We start from the raw sequence: 17,102 nt of genomic DNA on the forward strand, positions 1-17,102 counted from the left end.
TTGCGCCCGGGTGTCGGCCGGCTGTCAGGGGCCGGGTGCTGGTGAAACCGGCGTGTAGGGGCGGTGATACCGGCGCTGCCTAACGTCTGTCAGGTCCGATCCCGCGGCGCCCGGTTCCCGCTCGGCCCGCATCCCATCCTGGACGGAAGGAGCAGCTGTGACCACGATGCCCGCGGTCTTGGCCGGTGGCCTGGTCAAGAAGTTCGGCGACCTGCGCGCCGTCGACCACGTCGACCTCGAGGTGCGCACCGGGGAGATCTTCGGTGTGCTCGGGCCCAACGGCGCCGGGAAGACCACGACGCTGAAGATGCTGGCCACGCTGCTGTCGATCGACGGTGGCCGGGCCGAGATCTTCGGGGTGGACGTCGCCGCCGAGGCACACCGGGTGCGCCAGCTCATCGGCGTGACCGGCCAGTACGCCTCGGTGGACGAGGATCTCTCCGGCGCGGAGAACCTGCGGCTGTTCGGCCGTCTGCAGGGGCTGAGTTCCAGGGACGCCCGGGCCACCGCCCGCCGGCTGCTGGACCAGTTCGGCCTGGGCGAGGCCGCCGACCGCAGGATCTCGGAGTTCTCCGGCGGCATGCGTCGCCGCCTCGACCTCGCCGCCTCGCTCATCACCCGCCCACCCCTGATCTTCCTGGACGAGCCGACGACCGGCCTGGACCCGCGCACCCGCGGCCAGATGTGGGACACCATCCGCGGCCTGGTCGAGGACGGCTGCACCGTCCTGCTCACCACGCAGTACCTGGACGAGGCCGATCAGCTCGCCGATCGGGTCTGCGTGATCGACGAGGGCCGCAAGGTCGCCGAGGGCACCCCGGACGCGCTGAAGTCCCAGGTCGGTGCCTCGACCCTGCAGCTCGAGCTCTCACCCGGCGCCGATACCGAGGCCGCCCGTCAGGTGGTATGGCGCGTGCTTGGCGCCGAGCCGGTCGCCACCCCCGAGGCGGGTCGCCTCAGCGTGCCGCTCGAGGTGGCCGACCGGGCCGCCGACGTGCTGATCGCGCTGCGGGCGGCGAGCATCGAGATCGTCTCGGTCAGCGTGGCCAAACCCACCCTGGACGAGGTGTTCTTCGCGCTCACCGGCCACGGTTCGGTCCCCGAACAGAATCCGACGACGTCCGGCGCGCAGGCCGACGACCACATCCTGGAGGTGGCCCGATGAGCACCGTTGTGTCCGCACCATCCGCCGCGACGCCCGTCGCGACACCCGCCACGCCCACGCGACCACGGGCCACCGTGGATCCGGCCGCGGCGGTCGCCCGTACGCGCCACCGCGCCGGCCTCGGCGACACCGTCACGCAGACGTTCGCCATGGCGTGGCGCTCGTTGATGAAGATGCGGCGTAGTCCGGAGCAGTACTTCGACGTGGCGTTGCAGCCGTTGTTGTTCACCGCGATGTTCGCCTACGTCTTCGGTGGCGCCATCTCGGGCAGCGTGCACACCTATCTGCCCCTGCTGGTTCCCGGAATCGTCGCGCAGACGGTGCTCACCACCTGCATGGCCACCGGAACGCAGCTGCGCGAGGACATGGACAAGGGGGTTTTCGACCGGTTCCGGTCCCTGCCGATGTCCCGGGTCGCGCCGCTGGCCGGGCCGATGGTAGCCGACCTGGTCCGATACCTGCTCGCGGCGACACTGACCTACACGATGGGTCTGATCCTCGGGTACCGGCCCGGCGGCGGAGCGCTCGGGGTGTTCGGGGCGGTCGTGCTCGCGGTCGTCACCGGCTGGTCGATCGCGTGGGCGTTCACCTGGATCGGCACGATCGCCCACAGCGCCCGCAGCGTGCAGGGCATCTCCATGATGATCATGTTCCCGTTGACGTTCCTGTCGAACGCGTTCGTCCCGGCCACCACCCTGCCGGGTTGGCTGGAGGCGTTCGTCCGGGTCAACCCGGTGTCGCATCTGGTCTCCGCCAGCCGGGACCTGGCGAACAACGGCGTGCTGACCGCGCAGGTCGGCTGGACCCTGCTGGCCGGACTGGCGGTGATCGTGATCTTCCTGCCGCTGTCCGTGCTCAGTTACCGGCGCCAGCTCTGACCACCCGGGTGGGCGACCCGGTCCGCCGCTCGACCAGCCGCTCGACCAGCCGGTCGACGAGGAGGCGGGCCTCGTCGAGCGGCTGGCGTCGATCCGCCTGATCGCCGGCCCGGGCCTTGGCGGTGCGCAACGCCCCGGGTGCCCGCCGTTCGGCGAGCTCCTCGACCCGTGGCCACGACAGCGACGGCGTTGTCGTGACATGGGAGAACCGGCGGGCCAGCGCGAGCAGTTCCACCGCCTCCCCCACCGTCACCCATGCCCGTCCGCCGCCACCGAGACCGTCCAACGTCTCGCCGTCCAGACCCTCGCCGCCCAGCGTCTCGCCGTCCGTGCGGCCCTCGCCGTCCGTGCCGTGGCGCAGGCACCAGGCGCCGAGGGCGAACAGCAGCGCGCCGCACGCGGGATAGTCGATCGAGGTGGCCTCGCGCCGCAATGTGGTGACGCAGCGCCGCAGACTGTCCCGAAAGAGGCCGCGGCCGGTGGCCAGCTCGTCGGCGGTGGTCGCGTGCCAGGTGAACGCGGCGAGCGACAGCGCATCCGCGACGACCACCCACGGTTCGGTGCCGGTCAGCTCGACACCGGGCAGCTGGATCTGACGCATTCTGGTCGTCGCGGCCCGATGACGGCGCAGACCTTCGGCGATGTCGCCGCGGGCCAGGGTGAGCTCCGCCCGGCCGATCGCCGCCAGCATCGCCCCGCCCAACGGCGCCCCGCCGGACGGGTCGATCCCGTCCAGATAGTCCTCGGCCTGCGCGAACCGACCGTCGTTGATCGCGTCGATCGCCAGCGCGACGTGGAGTTGCGCGACATCGTCGCGGGCGCCGAGACGTTCCAGCACGGGCAGCGCCGCCTGGGCGTGGGAACGGCCGAGGTCGGCTTCGCCCAGCTGCATCGTCAACTCGGCGAGCTGGGCGTGGAGCAGCGCGGTGATCCACGGGCCGTCCCGCGCGGTGACCAGGGTCAGCGCCTCGGTGGCGGCCTCGGCCGCCGCCCGCTGCGCGCCGGCGTTCTCCCGCCAGTGCGTCAGCCACACCAGACAGACCAGCCGGGTGTGGCGGTCGGCGTCCGCCGCCAGGATCGCCAGCCGCGCCTCGACCTGCGCCGGCTCGAGCTGGCCGATCGCGAGCAGCGCCCGGGCCGTGCCCTGCAGCCTCGGATCGTCCCCCGCCCGCGGGCAGAGCTCGACGAGCAGCTCGCGCAGCGCCGCGGGCAGACCGCCGTCGCCGATGTACAGCATGGTGCGGGCCACGACGGTCACCGCCGTGAGCGCGACGGTGCGCAGCGGCGGTGGCGGCGTCCACCCGGACAGGACGGCGTTGATCGCATCGAGCAGCAGCAGTATCCGGGTGTGTTCACCGCGGATCTCCCAGAACGTGCCGAGCACGGCGACCAGCCGGACGGCGGCTTCCACATCGCCGTCGGCGAGGGCCGCTCGCAGCTCGTCGGCCAGGTTCGTCTCCTCGGCCGCGACCGCGTCGATCGCGGCGAACTGCCCCGCGGTGGTGAGCTCGGCGCCGTGCCGGCTGGCATGGCCCACCGCCCAGACCCGTAACGCCCGCCGTGCCGCGGCCAGCTCACCGGCCTCGGCCAGCCGCAGCCGGCCGAACTCGCGGACGGTCTCCAACATCCGGTAGCGCACCCCGCCGGCGGACTCCCGTACCCCCAGCAGCGACTGGTCGACCAGCGCCTGCACCGTGTCCATGGCGTCCGCGGCGTCGGCGTCGGTGTCGGTGGCCACCGCGCTCGGCTCCGCGCGGTCCGCGCGGTCGGCTTCGGCGAGGACGTCCGTGGCGGCGTCCAGAGTGAAGCCGTCCGGGAACAGCGACAGCCAGCGCAGGGAGCGGCGTTCCGGTGCGGCGAGCAGGTTCCACGACCAGTCGATCACCGCGAGCAGCGTGCGGTGACGGTCGGGGGCGGTCCGATCCCCGCTGCGCAGCAGCGCGAACCGGTCGGCCAGGCGGCGGTCGATGTCGTGCACCGACATCACCCGCACCCGCGCCGCCGCCAGCTCGATCGCCAGCGGCAGGCCGTCGAGGCGCCGGACGATCCGCCCGACCACCTCGTCGTCGAGGCGTACCGACCGGCGCGCGGCCGCGGCGCGTTGACGGAACAGCTCGACGGCATCGGGATGGGCCAGCTCCCCGAGCAGATGCACCTGCTCGGCCCCGATCGCCAACGGCGCTCGGCTGGTCGTGAGGACCCGCAGGTCAGCGACGGTCGCGACGAGAAAGGCCACCAGCCCGGCGACCTCGGCGAGCACATGCTCACAGTTGTCGAGCACCAGCAGGGTCGGCCCCCGCGACAACCGTGCCGCGATGCGCGAACGCAGGTCGGCCCGTTGCGCCGGGGTCAGCACCCGACGTTCGCCGATCGACTCCCGCACGCCGAGCGCCGACCCGATCTCCCCGAGCAGATCCTCGGGCGCGCTCACCCCGACCAGCCCGACGACATGCACCGTGGGCAGTTCGGCCTCGCGGGCGAGCAGGTTCGCCAGCCGCGTCTTACCCAGACCCCCCGGTCCGACGATCGACACCACCCGGGACTGACCGAGCAGACCCAGCAGCCGCTCGACATCATGCTGACGTCCGAGCAGGGGAGTGGCGTCATGGCTGATGCCGGTGCGCACGGGCCGGTCGCGGGCGAGCAGGTCCCGCTGCACCCGAACAAGCGCCTCCCCGGGGCTCGTTCCCAGACGTTCGCGCAGGTCGCGGCGGTAGCGCTCGTAACGTTCGAGGGCCGCGCCGGCCCCCCGCACCGCGGCCTCGCTGCGCAGCAGATCGGCCAGCAGCTCCTCGTCGTCGCCGTCGTCGCCGTCGTCTCCCCGGCGCCCGGGCGGGGACCCCGCCCCACCCCGCGCCTCGGCCCGGGCCCAGGCCGCCAGCAGGACGGGGAAGGCCTCGGCGTGCTGCCCGGTGCGGGAACGGGCCCGGGCCAGCAGCAGACGCGCCGCCGTGAGATCGCGCTCGGCCGCGCGCCGCACGTCGGCGAGCGGCCCCTGCTCGTCCGCCGGCACCGACGGCAGCGCGGCGCCCAGCTCCAGCGCCTGGCGGGCCTGGTCAGCGGCGGCCCGCGGATCGGCGGCGACCAGCCTGCGGGCCTGCGCCACCAGCGTGCCAAGAAGCGCACTGTCGACCTGGGTCAGTTCGAGGCCGAGCCGGTAGCCCGCCCCGTCACGCACCACGGCCGCGGCACCGCAGGCCGCCCGGGTACGGGAGACCACCACCTGCAGACCCTTGGCGGCGTTGGCCAGCGGCTCACCCCGCCAGATCAGCTCGACCAGCCGCTCGGCCCGCACCGGCCGCCCCGGCTCGGCGGCGAGCGCCGCCAGCAGAGCCTGCGACCGATCGCCGACCACCGCGGCGCCCTCCCACCGCACCCCGCCCAGCAGGGTAAGGGTGACAGTCACGCTGATCAGTCTAGTTCGGCGGCTCGCACCGGGCGATCGCCCGCCGCGGCACCGAGGGTCGCCCGGCCGATCAGAGCCGCCCGGCCGCGCCGAGCCGGGCGTCGTCGTCGTAGCGTTCGCGGGCGGCGAGCAGATCGTCGAGGTTGTCCCGCGACCACCGCCGAGCCGCGTCGATGAGCTGCAACAACGACCGGCCGAGATCGGTCAGTCGGTACTCGACGCGGGGCGGGTTCTCGTCATGGCTCTGGCGGCTGATCAGGCCGTCGCGTTCCATCGCGCGCAGCGACTCGGTCAGGACCTTCGCGCTCACCGTGGTCAGGATCTGGCGTAGCTCGGTGAACCGGCGCGGCCCGCCCTCCAGACACAGGACGATCATCGCCGTCCACTTCTCGCCGATGCGAAACGGGACGGCACTCGTCGGACACGCCGGGTCGAACGTCGGGGCATCGGCCACGCGCTGCACCAGACCACGGTAGCCGATCTTCCCGACGTCGACGGCCATCCGGTCACGTTGCGGTAACCGGGGTGCTGTGATCTAGCTTGGCGCGCCATGGAGCAGACCAACATGGAACAGGCCGGCACGGAACAGGCCGGCACGGACAGAGCCGCCGCCCGGACCCCTCGGGTCGCGGTGCTGGGCGCCGGGGGGCGCGCCGGCCGGGCCGTCAGCGCGGAGTTCGTCCGCCGCGGACATCGTGTCCTCGGCGTGGTCCGCGACCCTGACCGGCATGCCGGGCTGCGCGCGGAGGGCATCGACCTGGTGCGGGCGGACGCCACCGGTGGACCCGCCCTGGTCGACGCGCTGGCCGGAGCAGACGTGATCGTCGTCGCCGTCACGCCCTTCACCGCCCCGCCGCCCACCTTCGACGGGTTCGACGAGACGTACTACGAACAGGTGGTCCGGGCCGTGGCCGCGGCCGCGCGGACGTCGCCGCCGGCCCGGCTGCTCACGATCGGCCTGTTCGCCACCCTGACCCTGGCCGACGGTGGGCTGGTACTGGACGACGCGGAGCTGTTCCCCCCGGCGCTGCTGCCGTTCGCCCGTGCCCACGCCCGGGTGCTGCCGGCGCTGCGCCAACACGCCGACGCGCTCGACTGGCTCGTCCTGACCCCGCCCGCCGGGCTACAACTGGGTGACGGCGCGGCGACCGCGCGCCCGGAGCTGGTAACCGGGCCGGTCGAGCGTGCCCGGGCCACCGGTGCGCTCAGCTACGCCGAACTCGCCCGGGCCGTCGTCGACCAGGCGCTGACCCCGGACCTGCACCGCACCCAGGTCACCGTCCTGACCGGGCAGCCGGGGTAGCGGACCTGGCGCGTCGCGGCGGGCAGCTGCTGTTCGACGCGACGCGCTCCCCCGTTCGGGGTGGACCGGCCGAGGTGTGGTGCGCGGCCGCGGGTCGCGCGGGTAGGGCCGTCTCCGGATGCTCCCGCCGCGCCCGCCGTGGCCCCGCCGGGCCTCTGGGGTGCGCCGACACGGCCAACGGGGAGTCATCCGGCGTCGTCCGACGGCCTCCGGCGGCACCGGGCGACCGGGTCGGGCCCTGGCCGGTCAGGACTGACAGCGAACCAAAAGGTTGGCGGGATAGGCAGGTGCGCAGGACGAAGGGCAGGCGGATCGACTGACACGGGAGGAGCGTGGATGACGCGGCACGGGATTGACCGACCACAGATACGCCGCGGTGGCCGCAACCCCGCACTGGACGGCGTACGCGGACTGGCCGTGCTGGCCGTACTGGTGTTCCACATGGATTCGCTGCGCGGCGGCCATCTGGGCGTCGACGTCTTCTTCGTACTCAGCGGATTCCTGATCACCGGGCAGCTGCTGGCCGAACAGGACCGGACCGGACGGGTCTCGTTCACCCAGTTCTATCTGCGTCGCGCCTACCGGCTGCTGCCCGCGTTCCTGCTGCTTGTCGCGGTCGCCGCGACAGCCGTGCTGGTGCTGGGCGGCGGCCGGGCCGACGAGCGGTCCTCGTTTCTGGGCAGCCTCGCCTCGTCGCTGCTGTATGTGAACAACTACGTCCAGGTGGTGTCGCAGTCGACCGGGGCCGGCTGGCTCGGGCACACCTGGTCGCTGTCCCTGGAGGAGCAGTTCTACCTGCTCTGGCCGCTGCTGCTGGTGCTCGCCTGCCGGTGGGGTCAGCTCGCCCGCCGGCTGCCGGTGGTCCTGCTCGGTGGGGCGGTCGCCGTGCTGCTGTGGCGCGACCTGCTGATCGCGCACGGTGCGACCGGACGGCGGATGTACTTCGCGCTCGACACCCGGGCGGACGCGCTGCTGGTCGGCTGTGCGTTGGCCGCGTGGCTGCGGGCGGCCCGGGCCGGGGCGGCCGGTGAGGACGCCGCGGGTCTGGTGTGGCGACGGCGCGTCGAACGGGTCCGGGCCGCGCTGCCGGTCGTCGGCCCGCTGGCGCTCGCGCTGCTGGCGGTGGGGGCCTGGAGGATCCCGGCCGACTGGGGTCCGCGTCCGAGCATGTTGTCGCACGGCGGCTACACCGTCGTCGCGCTCGTCGCGGGTGCGCTTGTGCTCGCCCTGGAACTCGGCGCCACCTCCAGCTGGTTGTACCGCGCGCTGGCGGCCGCCCCGCTGGCCTGGCTCGGCCGGATCTCCTACGGCTTCTACCTGTGGCATTTCCCGGTGGTCGCGCACTGGGGGCCGGACCTCGCCGGCGCGATCGGCCGGTGGCCGGCGATCGTCCTGGTCGGCCTGATCTCCGTGGCGCTGGCCGCGACCTCCTACTACCTGGTCGAACTGCCCATCCAGCAGTATCGTCCCGCCCACACCCGACCCCGCCCCGCCGACGTCCGGCTTCGTCCCGCCGATGTCCGGCCCGGCCCCGCCGACGTCCGGCTTCGTCCGACCGCCGCCGCCTCCGTTTCCACGTCCTCGGCGCGGACGGTCGCCGTCCTGGTGGCGCAGGAGCACCGGGGGCAGTACGCCTGGAGCGCGCAGGAGCGGCAGGCGTCCTGACGCGAACCGCCACAATCCGGTGGACGGGAGCGTGGGGTGGCGATCAGACTCCCGCCATGTTCGTGATCGCACGGCGACGCAAGGCTCAACCGCCCCCGCCCTGGGTGGTCTGGGAGGCACTGACGGAGCCCAACCGCGATCCAGCACGGCCCTGGCTCGAACCGCGGATGGGGGAGACCGTGCCGCGAGTGCTCGAGGCGCGGCATCCGACCCTGGTGGTCTGGTCGTCCCTGTGGCTGGCGCATCCCGACGATCAGATCCGGTTCGATCTCGCCCCCAGCGGTTCCGACACCAGCCTCGAGTGGAGCCTGCTGTCGCCCCGGCAGATCGGCCCCGAGGAGGTCAGCCCGCGCCGCCGGCGCCTGAACGAACTCATCAACGGCCAGCTGCGCGACACCTTCGGCTAGCGCGCGGTCCACGAACGTTTCCGGCTGTGGTGGACCGGATCGTGTGTCAGCGGCCGAGGACCGGGGCTCGCAGCGGTGTCTGCCCGGGTCAGGGGCGGGTGCGGGAGTGCAGGACCAGAGCCCAGGTCAGGCAGGCGAAGGCCGCGGTGGCGCTGGCGGTGCGAACGAGGTTCCAACGGACCCAGGTGGTCTCGAACGCGGCCCGGGCGGCGGCGAGGTCGGTGGGCCCGCCCGGCTGGCCGACATGCGAGAGGTCGTTGTTGAGCGGGACGTTCACCGCACCGGTGGTGACGATCGTCAGGCCGTACAGGACGAACCCGGCGGCGATCCAGCCCAGCGTCGCGCGGTGGCCGCCGCCGAGCTGCGTGAGACCCGAAACACCCGTGAACAGCAGGGCGCCGAGAAACACGAGGAAGAACCAGCCGTTCTGGATCGCGTCGTTGATCGTCTGCATCGTGGTGACGAAGGTCCGGTCGTCGGCGTGGCGCAGACCCGGCATCACCGAGCAGGAGTAGGCGAAGTACAACCCGGCCATCAGACCCACGGTGACGAGGGCACCGATCAGCGAGGCGTGGCGCAGCAGATCCATCGTCGATCTCGATTCTTCCCATGAACGGCGCGGGCCGTGGGCCGGACGTGACCCGGCGGCCGGACGTGACCCGGCGGCCGGGTACGGGCCGGCGGCGGGCGCGGGGTGGTGGGGCCCGGTGGTGTTCGGCATGGGACCAAGTCAACGGTGGCGGGCGCCGGTGCTCCATGGTCGAGACACTCGGATGCATGTTCGGGCGTCCAGACCGGGCGTTATCCTCGCGGTCGTGGACGCGATCGTCGGCCTGCTGGACGGGCCGCGGGCGAACCGGGCGTTCCTGTTGCGCTCGATTCTCACACCGCCGTGGTCGCTGCGTATCCAGGACGAGGCACCGCTCGCGATCGCGGCGATGGTCCGCGGCGAGGCCTGGGTGCTCGCCGACGACGGAACACACGTCCGGCTCGGGGCGGGGGATGTGGCGGTCATCCGCGGGCCCGCGCCATACACGGTCGCCGACGACCCGGCGACCCCACCCCACATCGTGATCCACCCGGACCAGCACTGCACCGACCTCGCCGGCAACAGCCTCGCCGCCAGCATGGATCTCGGCGTGCGCACCTGGGGCGACAGCCTGGACGGCCCGACGGTGATCCTCACCGGGGCGTACCTGCTCGAGGGGGAGGTGAGCCAGCGGCTGCTGCGGGCCCTGCCGCCGCACCTGGTGGTGCGCCGCGACAGCTGGGACTCACCGCTGGTCGGGCTGCTCGCCAGCGAGATCACCCGGGACGACCCGGGCCAGGAGGCGGTGCTCGACCGGCTGCTCGACCTGCTGCTCATCGCGGTGCTGCGGGTCTGGTTCGCCCGGGCCGGTCAGACGGCGCCCGCCTGGTACCGGGCACATGACGATCCGGTGGTGGGTCCGGCGCTGCGTTACCTCCAGGGGCATCCGGCGCATCCGTGGACGGTGGCGAGCCTGTCGGCCAAGGTCGGGGTGTCCCGGGCGACGTTGGCGCGCCGCTTCACCGACCTCGTCGGCGAGTCCCCGATGGCGTTTCTGACCGGCTGGCGGCTCGACCTCGCCGCCGACCTGTTGCGCGAGCCCACGGCCACGGTGGACGCGGTCGCCCGCAAGGTGGGCTACGGCAGTGGTTTCGCGCTGTCGGCGGCGTTCCGCCGTGTCCGCGGCATCAGCCCCCGCGACCACCGCGTCGCCCCGGCCGCCCGCTAGAGCGGCTTTGCCGGACCCGCGACCTCGGGGTTTAGGGTCGCCTAACCTATGTGATGGTCCGGTTTGGGTGATGTTGGGTCCGGGTGGGCGCCGGGCGTGGCGCGGGTGACGGGAGAAGAAGGCGTGGGCAGGGGCGTGGGTATCGGCGGGGGTGTGGGATGGCGGTAGACGGCGCGGTCGCACCGGCGGGGCGGGATCTCGCGGCGCTGCGGCGGCCGGTGCGGACCAGGATCACGGTGGCCGCCGGGTCGCAGGCGCTCGCCGCGATGCTCGCGGTGACCCCGGCGGTGATCCTGGTGGAGATCGCCCGCCGGCTGCTGGGCGGCGGGGACCGTCCGGTGTGGGGCCTGGCGTGGCTGGCCGTCGGCCTGCTGTTCGCCCGCTTCGTGCTGTACGCGGTGGCTGGTCTGCTCAGCCATCTCGCCGACGCCGACCTCGCCCACCTGCTGCGTACGCGGCTCACCGGGCAGCTCGGCGCGCTACCGCTGAGCTGGTTCGCCGGCGGGGTCTCCGGGCAGGTGCGCGCGGTGGTGCAGGACGACGTCGCGGCCCTGCACCACGCGGTCGCCCACGCCCGCGCGGACCTGGCCGCGGCGATCGCCGGGCCGCTGGTCGTCGTCGGCTACCTGCTGTGGGTCGACTGGCCGTTGGCGCTGGTCACGATCGCTCTGGTGGCACTCGCCCAGGCCATCCGGATGCGGCTGGCCGTGCGTGCGGGCGACCAGCGGGCGCGGATGGCGGCGGCGAACACCGAGTTCACCGCGGCCGTGCTGGAAGGGGTGCGGGGCATCGTCGAGCTCAAGGCGTTCGCCGGCGACGGGCCACCGACCCGGTTGCGGACCGCGGCGGCCGAGTACGTCGACGCCGACGAGCAGGCCCAGCGGATCTTCCTGCGCCCGCGGGGGATCGCCCGCGCGACGGTGGCGCCGTCCACCGTGGTGTTCGTGGTCACCGGGCTCGGGGTGGCGCTGGTCGGTGCCGGCTGGTCCGACCCGGTCGACCTGGTCGCCTTCGCGCTGCTCGGGGTGGGCCTGTTCGAGCAGCTCACCCCGATCTACCTGGCGCAGCAGCTGCGCGAGTCCGCGCGGGACGCGGCCGGGCGGATCACCACCCTGCTGCGTGAGCCGCCGCAGCCCACCGTCGCACCCGAACGGGCCCGTGTCCCCGGCACCCCGCTGACCGTCGAACTCGACGACGTCCACTTCACCTATCCGGATGGTCACGCCGTCCTGCACGGGGTGAGCGCGACGCTCGCACCGGGCACGGTGACGGCGCTGGTCGGGCCGTCGGGCGCCGGCAAGTCGACGCTCGCGACACTGGTGGCGCGCTTCGCCGACGTCACCGGCGGCGCGATCCGCCTCGGTGGGGTCGACCTGCGCGAGCTCGACCGCGACGAGCTCTACCGGCACGTCGCCTTCCTGCTGCAGGACTCGGTGCTGCTGACCCGGTCGATCCGGGACAACATCGCCCTCGCCGCCCCGACCGCGACCGACGACGCCGTGCACGCGGCCGCCCGCGCCGCCGCGATCGACGAACGCCTGCGCGCGCTGCCCCGCGGCTACGACTCGGTGGTCGGTGCGGACGCGCACCTGTCCGGTGGTGAGGCGCAGCGGGTCGCGATCGCCCGCACCCTGCTCGCCGACACCCCGATCGTCCTGCTCGACGAGGCCACCGCCTTCGCCGACCCCGACTCCGAGGCCGCCATCGCCGACGCCCTGGCCGAACTCGCCGTCGGACGAACCGTGCTGGTCATCGCCCACCGGCTCTACACGATCACCGCGGTCGACCAGATCCTCGTGCTGGACGAGGGCCGACTGGTCGAGCGGGGCCGCCACGGCGACCTGCTCGCCGCCGGCGGACGCTACGCCGCGCTCTGGGCCGCCCAGCAGGGCAGTGCCACGACCAGCCCGGAGGGGGCCCGATGACAGGGCGGCTGCGCGGGCTCGTGCCCGCCGACCAGCGGGCGCCGCTGCGCCGCTACCTGGGGGCGATCTGCGGCTACGCCGTGGCCGAGGGCGCGGCGTTCGCCGTGCTCGCCCCGCTGCTGACGGCATTGTTGCAGGGACGGACGGCCACCGCCGGACGATGGGTGATCCCGCTGGCCGCGGCGGCGGTCGTCGGCTGGTGGGCGCACTACTACCTGGGTTCGCGGGCGCTACGGCTGTCCACCGCGTGGCGCCGCGACCTGTACACCCGGTTCGGTGACCGGCTGCTGACGCTGCCGCTGGGCTGGTTCGACGCGGCCGGCGCCGGCACACTGCCGCAGCTGGTCACCGGGGACGTCGCCCGGGTCGCGGGCAGCGTGTTCCTCGCCCAGGCGTTGCTCGGGGCGATCCTGACCCCGGCGACCCTCGCGGTGGTCCTGCTCGCCCTCGACTGGCGGCTCGGGATCGCCGCCCTCGCCGCGATCCCGGTGGTGCTCGTCGCGCTGGGGTTGGCGCGCCGGCTGACCGCCCGCGCCGAGGCCGCCGACCATGCCGCGATCACCGACGCCGGGGCCCGGCTGGTCGAGTTCGCCGGCGCCCAGCCGACCCTGCGGGCCGCCGGTCAGAACGAGGCCGGCCGGGCCGAGCTGGACCGGGCCCTGGCCGCCCAGCACCGCGCGGCGCGCCGCCAGGTCATCGCCTCGCTGCCCGGCGAGTACCTGGGGGAGCTCGGCCTGCAGCTCGCGTTCACCGCCCTGCTGTGCACCGGCGTGGCCCTGGCCACCCACGACCAGCTCGGTCCGCAACGGATGATCGCGCTCGTCGTCGTCGGCATCAGCCTGCTGCGCCCCCTGGACGCCCTGGTCGGGCTCGGCGCGGACCTGCGCGGCGCCCAGGCGTCCGCCGACCGCCTCGAGGAGCTGTTCGCCGTCGCGGCGCTGCCCGAACCCACCTCGAGCGCCGACGTCGCCCGGATCTCCCACGCCGGCGTCGACCTCGTCGACGTCCACTTCGCCTACCCGGGTGGCCCCGAGGTGCTGCGCGGACTGACCCTGTCGATCCCCGCCGGACGCACGACGGCGCTGGTCGGTGTCTCCGGCGGCGGCAAGACCACGGTGACCCGGCTCATCGCCCGGTTCCACGACGTCGACGCCGGGACGGTGCGCCTGGGCGGGGTGGACGTCCGCGAGCTGCCCAGCGCCGAGCTGCTGTGCCGCCTCGCGTTCGTCTTCCAGGACGTTTACCTCTTCGACGGCACCGTCGAGGACAACATCCGCTTCGGCCGTCCGGACGCCACCGACGCGCAGGTCCGCGAGGCCGCCCGTCGGGCCCGGGTCGACAGCGTCGTCGCCCGGCTGCCCGGTGGCTGGGCCGCCCGCGTGGGCGAGGGCGGCCGGCTGCTCTCCGGCGGTGAACGCCAGCGGGTCGCCATCGCCCGGGCCCTGTGCCGGGACGCGCCCATCGTCCTGCTCGACGAGGCCACCGCCGCGCTCGACCCGGAGAACGAGGCCGCCGTGCACGCGGCGTTGGCCGAACTCGCCGCCGAGCGAACGGTTCTGGTCATCGCGCACCGGCTGAACACCGTCGTGCGCGCCGACCAGATCGCGGTGCTGGCCGACGGCCAGGTCGTCGAGTGCGGATCCCACGCCGACCTGCTCGCCCGCGACGGCCACTACGCCGCGTTCTGGCGCGACCGTGAGCGGGCCGGCGGCTGGCGCCTCCCCCCAGGGAACCCCCAGGTGGGCCCTGTGCGGGGGTAGCCCGAAGGGCCGACAGGCCCGGTGCGCGGCGGTGGAGGCACCAGAAACCGGTCTGTCACAGGGGCCGGCCGTCGAACTGTTGCCATCAGCATGCGGACGAACCGAACTACATGGTCACAACAGCCTTCCTACAGGCCATCGAGTCATATGCGTTGAGCGCACCCTCGTTTACGATGCGCTCATGGCGATACGGCTGGGTCGTCCAGTAATGCTGGCAGTAGTCGGGGCTGTCGTCCTTGCGGTCGGGTTCGCGCCGGCCGCCGACGCGACCTCCCACGGCGATCGGCACGGCTCGCCCGACACCGTGGCAGCCCCGCCCTCGCCCACCGCCACCGCCACCGCCACCGCCACCACCGCAGCGCCGGCCGCCGCGCGGGTGGCCGCCGACTCCTCGGCGACGGATCCGCTCGCCGGCGCCACGGACCCGGCGGCGTCGCCGTCCGCGTCCACGGAGCCGTCCGCGTCCACGGCGGTGGAGTCGCCGTCGGCCACGCCGTCCGCGGCGACGGAGACCACCGGGGCCCGGCTACGCCTGGTCGTCTTCGAGCAGGACATCGTGCTCGTCTCGGCGCGCGGCCTTCCGGCGCAGGCCCCGGTGACGCTGGCCGCGACCGCCGCCGGCCTGGGGGGCACCACGACGACCCGCACCGACGCCGACGGGCGTCTGATCGTCGGTTTCCTCGTGCCCGCGGGTTATGACGGCACGGTCACGGTCACCGCCACCTCGGGCGAGACCAGCGCCACGAGCACCCTGAAGGTGATCGTCCCCACCGCCGCACCCCACGCCACCTCGTCGACCTCGTCGTCGGCCAGCTCGGCGTCCCCCTCGGCGACGCCGGCCCCGAGCGCGACACCCACCGCCTCGGACGCCACCGCCTCGGACGCCACCGCCTCGGACGCCGCCCCCTCAGCGGCCACCCCCTCGGACGCCACGTCCTCGCCGTCGCCCACGCAGCAGGCCGTCACCACCACCCCCACCGCCGCGCTGCCGGCCGGGGCGGCGCGGAACGTCACGGCCGGCGGTGCGTCGTCCCAGCCCGCGGGGCCGGTGAGCCCCGGGGGGCGGGGCTGGAAACTCATCCTCGGTGACGACTTCGACGGTACCGAGCTGGACCGGGCGAAATGGCAGCTGTGCAACCCGAGCTTCCGGGCGCTGTGCCTGCCCTGGAACGACGAGAAGCAGATCTACAACACCGCGGCGACGGACAACGCCAACGTCCGCGTCGCGGACGGAGCGCTGCACCTGACCGCCACCCGGGACGCGGGTGGGCAGATCCGTTCCGGCATGGTCAGCACCGGTCCGTGGCCGGCGTCCTTCGGCCCCGCACCGGCCGGCTACAAGCCGTTCTCCTACACCTACGGCTACTACGAGGGCCGGGTCCGCATCCCACGCGGCAACGGCTTCTGGCCGTCGATGTGGCAGCTGCCGGCGGGGGCCACCGGCGGTGCCGGCTGGCCCGACACCGGCGAGATGGACGTCTTCGAGATCCCCGGCAACAACCCGACCGAGTACCACTTCACCGCCCACTGGGGTGGTGGTGGCGGCGAGTGCAACCACCCGTGCTCCCCGCAGCAGGCGACGATCTCGGACGCGTCCGCCGGCTGGCACGTCTTCGGCCTGGACTGGGAGCCCGACGGCCTCACCTGGTACGTCGACGGGGTGAAGAGGGGGCACACGGTCAGCGACCCGGGTGCGGTGAAGAACACCCCCTTCTACGTCATCGCCAACTTCAGCGTCGGCGGAACCTGGGGCCCGCTGGGCGGCGGGGTGGACGCGAGCACCCCGTTCCCGGCCAGCATGGACATCGACTACCTGCGCGTCTACCAGCGCGCCTGACACCACCCGGGGCACCGGCCCGGCGGATCGGCCGCGCGGTTCGGCCCGCGGGGCTGATCCGCGGACCGTCCGCGGACAGTCCGAAGACCGTCCGAGGGACCATCCGCACAACGACCCACTCGGTGGCGAACCGATCGCATAATGCATTATCGGGGGAAGCCGGGTGGCGGCAGGGATACCCGCCGAGCTTCGATCGGCGGCACCGGTGCGGCCACCGGGCGCGGGCGACGCGGTTTCGGGACGCCCGGGTCAGGGGGGGCGAGGTGTGCGCGCAGGGCGGGGCGGACGACCCCCGGAGCGCCTTGGCGCGGCTGGTGAGCGCGCTCTCCGACACCCCCACCCTCGAACGCGCCGCCGCCCGTCGGCTCCTGCGTGACCTGGTCGTCGGGCATCTTGGTCCGGGCCGCGAACTGCATCTGGCCGAGTACGACGAGCCACGGCAGTGGTTCACCGCGCTCGTCCTCGAACTGGCGCGGGAACCCGGCGGGCTCGCCGCGCTGCGTCGCGCGGTGACGGACCTGCAGCCGGACTCCCGGCTGGCCCGGCAGGTCGACCAGATCGTCGCGGCGGCCCCGAGCGCGGCCTCGGCGGCGAACCCGGCGGAGATGGCGACGGTGGGCGGGCCGGGTGTCCCGCCACCGGTGCGGCTGACGCCCGTGGAGATCCGGGAGCTGGCGGTGGTCTTCGGTGCCGGGGTCGGCGCGCGGCACCTGCTGATCACGGCCGGCCTGCCGACGGAGCGGATTCCGATCGCCGCGAGCGACGCGGCCACCTTCTGGGTACAGGTGTCCTGGCTGCTCGGCGATGGGCTGATCGTCGACGGTCGCCGCCGGGTCCTGGCCGCCGCCGCCGCGAGCTATCCGTTCAACGCCGTGTTCGCCGCCGCCGGGTCCTGACGGGCGGCCCGCACATGACGATCGCCCTCCCGCGGGAACGGACACGTCTGGAGCGGGAAGGTCCGCAGCCGGTCGGTCACCCGACGCGAAGGTCGCTGTGGTA

Annotated in this window: 13 protein-coding genes; 10 read left to right on the forward strand and 3 right to left on the reverse strand. The window is 73.8% G+C overall.

Annotated features, from left to right (window positions below):
- Positions 1-157 precede the first annotated feature (157 nt).
- Positions 158-1,165, forward strand: a complete 1,008-nt coding sequence (locus MXD61_RS18615) for an ATP-binding cassette domain-containing protein (protein WP_248814756.1) — start codon at positions 158-160, stop codon at positions 1,163-1,165.
- Positions 1,162-2,043 (forward strand): ABC transporter permease, encoded by an 882-nt coding sequence (locus tag MXD61_RS18620; protein WP_248814757.1) that lies wholly within the window; start codon positions 1,162-1,164, stop codon positions 2,041-2,043. The genes MXD61_RS18615 and MXD61_RS18620 overlap by 4 nt, the downstream gene beginning before the upstream one ends.
- On the opposite strand, the gene MXD61_RS18625 is transcribed toward MXD61_RS18620, so the two are convergent.
- Both MXD61_RS18625 and MXD61_RS18630 read right to left on the reverse strand, forming a co-directional pair.
- Positions 2,021-5,449, reverse strand: coding sequence for an AAA family ATPase (locus tag MXD61_RS18625; RefSeq protein WP_248814758.1), 3,429 nt, complete (start codon positions 5,447-5,449; stop codon positions 2,021-2,023). The genes MXD61_RS18620 and MXD61_RS18625 overlap by 23 nt on opposite strands.
- Positions 5,450-5,519: 70 nt before the next feature.
- Positions 5,520-5,951, reverse strand: coding sequence for a helix-turn-helix domain-containing protein (locus MXD61_RS18630; RefSeq protein WP_248814759.1), 432 nt, complete (start codon positions 5,949-5,951; stop codon positions 5,520-5,522).
- A 48-nt stretch (positions 5,952-5,999) separates the two neighbouring features.
- On the opposite strand from MXD61_RS18630, the gene MXD61_RS18635 reads away from it, so the two are divergent.
- From MXD61_RS18635 to MXD61_RS18645, 3 genes are all read left to right on the forward strand, one after another.
- A complete protein-coding gene (locus MXD61_RS18635; RefSeq protein ID WP_248814760.1) occupies positions 6,000-6,752 on the forward strand; it encodes an NAD(P)-dependent oxidoreductase in 753 nt (250 codons plus the stop codon).
- 336 nt (positions 6,753-7,088) lie between these two features.
- Positions 7,089-8,417 carry an acyltransferase gene (locus tag MXD61_RS18640; RefSeq protein WP_248814761.1) on the forward strand — a complete coding sequence of 443 codons (1,329 nt, stop codon included), beginning with the start codon at positions 7,089-7,091 and terminating at the stop codon, positions 8,415-8,417.
- 56 nt (positions 8,418-8,473) lie between these two features.
- Entirely contained in the window at positions 8,474-8,824 is a 351-nt protein-coding gene (locus tag MXD61_RS18645; protein ID WP_248814762.1) for a hypothetical protein, read from the forward strand.
- A gap of 88 nt (positions 8,825-8,912) precedes the next feature.
- Here MXD61_RS18645 and MXD61_RS18650 read toward each other — a convergent pair whose 3' ends face one another.
- Positions 8,913-9,413, reverse strand: a complete 501-nt coding sequence (locus MXD61_RS18650) for a DUF1772 domain-containing protein (protein WP_248814763.1) — start codon at positions 9,411-9,413, stop codon at positions 8,913-8,915.
- 226 nt (positions 9,414-9,639) lie between these two features.
- On the opposite strand from MXD61_RS18650, the gene MXD61_RS18655 reads away from it, so the two are divergent.
- The 5 genes from MXD61_RS18655 (at position 9,640) to MXD61_RS18675 (ending at position 16,999) form a co-directional block, all read left to right on the forward strand.
- Complete coding sequence (locus MXD61_RS18655) at positions 9,640-10,581, forward strand: AraC family transcriptional regulator (protein ID WP_248814764.1); 942 nt, start codon at positions 9,640-9,642, stop codon at positions 10,579-10,581.
- Positions 10,582-10,739: 158 nt separating this feature from the next.
- Positions 10,740-12,506, forward strand: a complete 1,767-nt coding sequence (locus MXD61_RS18660; protein ID WP_248814765.1) for an ABC transporter ATP-binding protein — start codon at positions 10,740-10,742, stop codon at positions 12,504-12,506.
- On the forward strand, positions 12,503-14,266 hold the full coding sequence (locus tag MXD61_RS18665; RefSeq protein ID WP_248814766.1) for an ABC transporter ATP-binding protein: 1,764 nt from the start codon (positions 12,503-12,505) through the stop codon (positions 14,264-14,266). The genes MXD61_RS18660 and MXD61_RS18665 overlap by 4 nt, the downstream gene beginning before the upstream one ends.
- 181 nt (positions 14,267-14,447) lie before the next feature.
- A complete protein-coding gene (locus MXD61_RS18670) occupies positions 14,448-16,103 on the forward strand; it encodes a family 16 glycosylhydrolase (RefSeq protein WP_248814767.1) in 1,656 nt (551 codons plus the stop codon).
- A gap of 314 nt (positions 16,104-16,417) precedes the next feature.
- Positions 16,418-16,999 (forward strand): effector-associated domain EAD1-containing protein, encoded by a 582-nt coding sequence (locus MXD61_RS18675; protein ID WP_248814768.1) that lies wholly within the window; start codon positions 16,418-16,420, stop codon positions 16,997-16,999.
- Positions 17,000-17,102 lie beyond the last annotated feature (103 nt).

Origin of the sequence: Frankia sp. AgPm24, from assembly GCF_023243055.1 — a bacterium.
In the GTDB taxonomy this organism is placed as follows: domain Bacteria; phylum Actinomycetota; class Actinomycetes; order Frankiales; family Frankiaceae; genus Frankia; species Frankia umida.

Bases quoted from the DNA above. Each gene is read 5' to 3' on its own strand.
- MXD61_RS18620 (WP_248814757.1), top strand. From the start codon at position 1,162: ATGAGCACCGTTGTGTCCGCACCATCCGCCGCGACGCCCGTCGCGACA.
- MXD61_RS18630 (WP_248814759.1), bottom strand. From the start codon at position 5,951: ATGGCCGTCGACGTCGGGAAGATCGGCTACCGTGGTCTGGTGCAGCGC.
- MXD61_RS18635 (WP_248814760.1), top strand. From the start codon at position 6,000: ATGGAGCAGACCAACATGGAACAGGCCGGCACGGAACAGGCCGGCACG.
- MXD61_RS18640 (WP_248814761.1), top strand. From the start codon at position 7,089: ATGACGCGGCACGGGATTGACCGACCACAGATACGCCGCGGTGGCCGC.
- MXD61_RS18645 (WP_248814762.1), top strand. From the start codon at position 8,474: ATGTTCGTGATCGCACGGCGACGCAAGGCTCAACCGCCCCCGCCCTGG.
- MXD61_RS18650 (WP_248814763.1), bottom strand. From the start codon at position 9,413: ATGGATCTGCTGCGCCACGCCTCGCTGATCGGTGCCCTCGTCACCGTG.
- MXD61_RS18660 (WP_248814765.1), top strand. From the start codon at position 10,740: ATGGCGGTAGACGGCGCGGTCGCACCGGCGGGGCGGGATCTCGCGGCG.
- MXD61_RS18665 (WP_248814766.1), top strand. From the start codon at position 12,503: ATGACAGGGCGGCTGCGCGGGCTCGTGCCCGCCGACCAGCGGGCGCCG.
- MXD61_RS18670 (WP_248814767.1), top strand. From the start codon at position 14,448: ATGGCGATACGGCTGGGTCGTCCAGTAATGCTGGCAGTAGTCGGGGCT.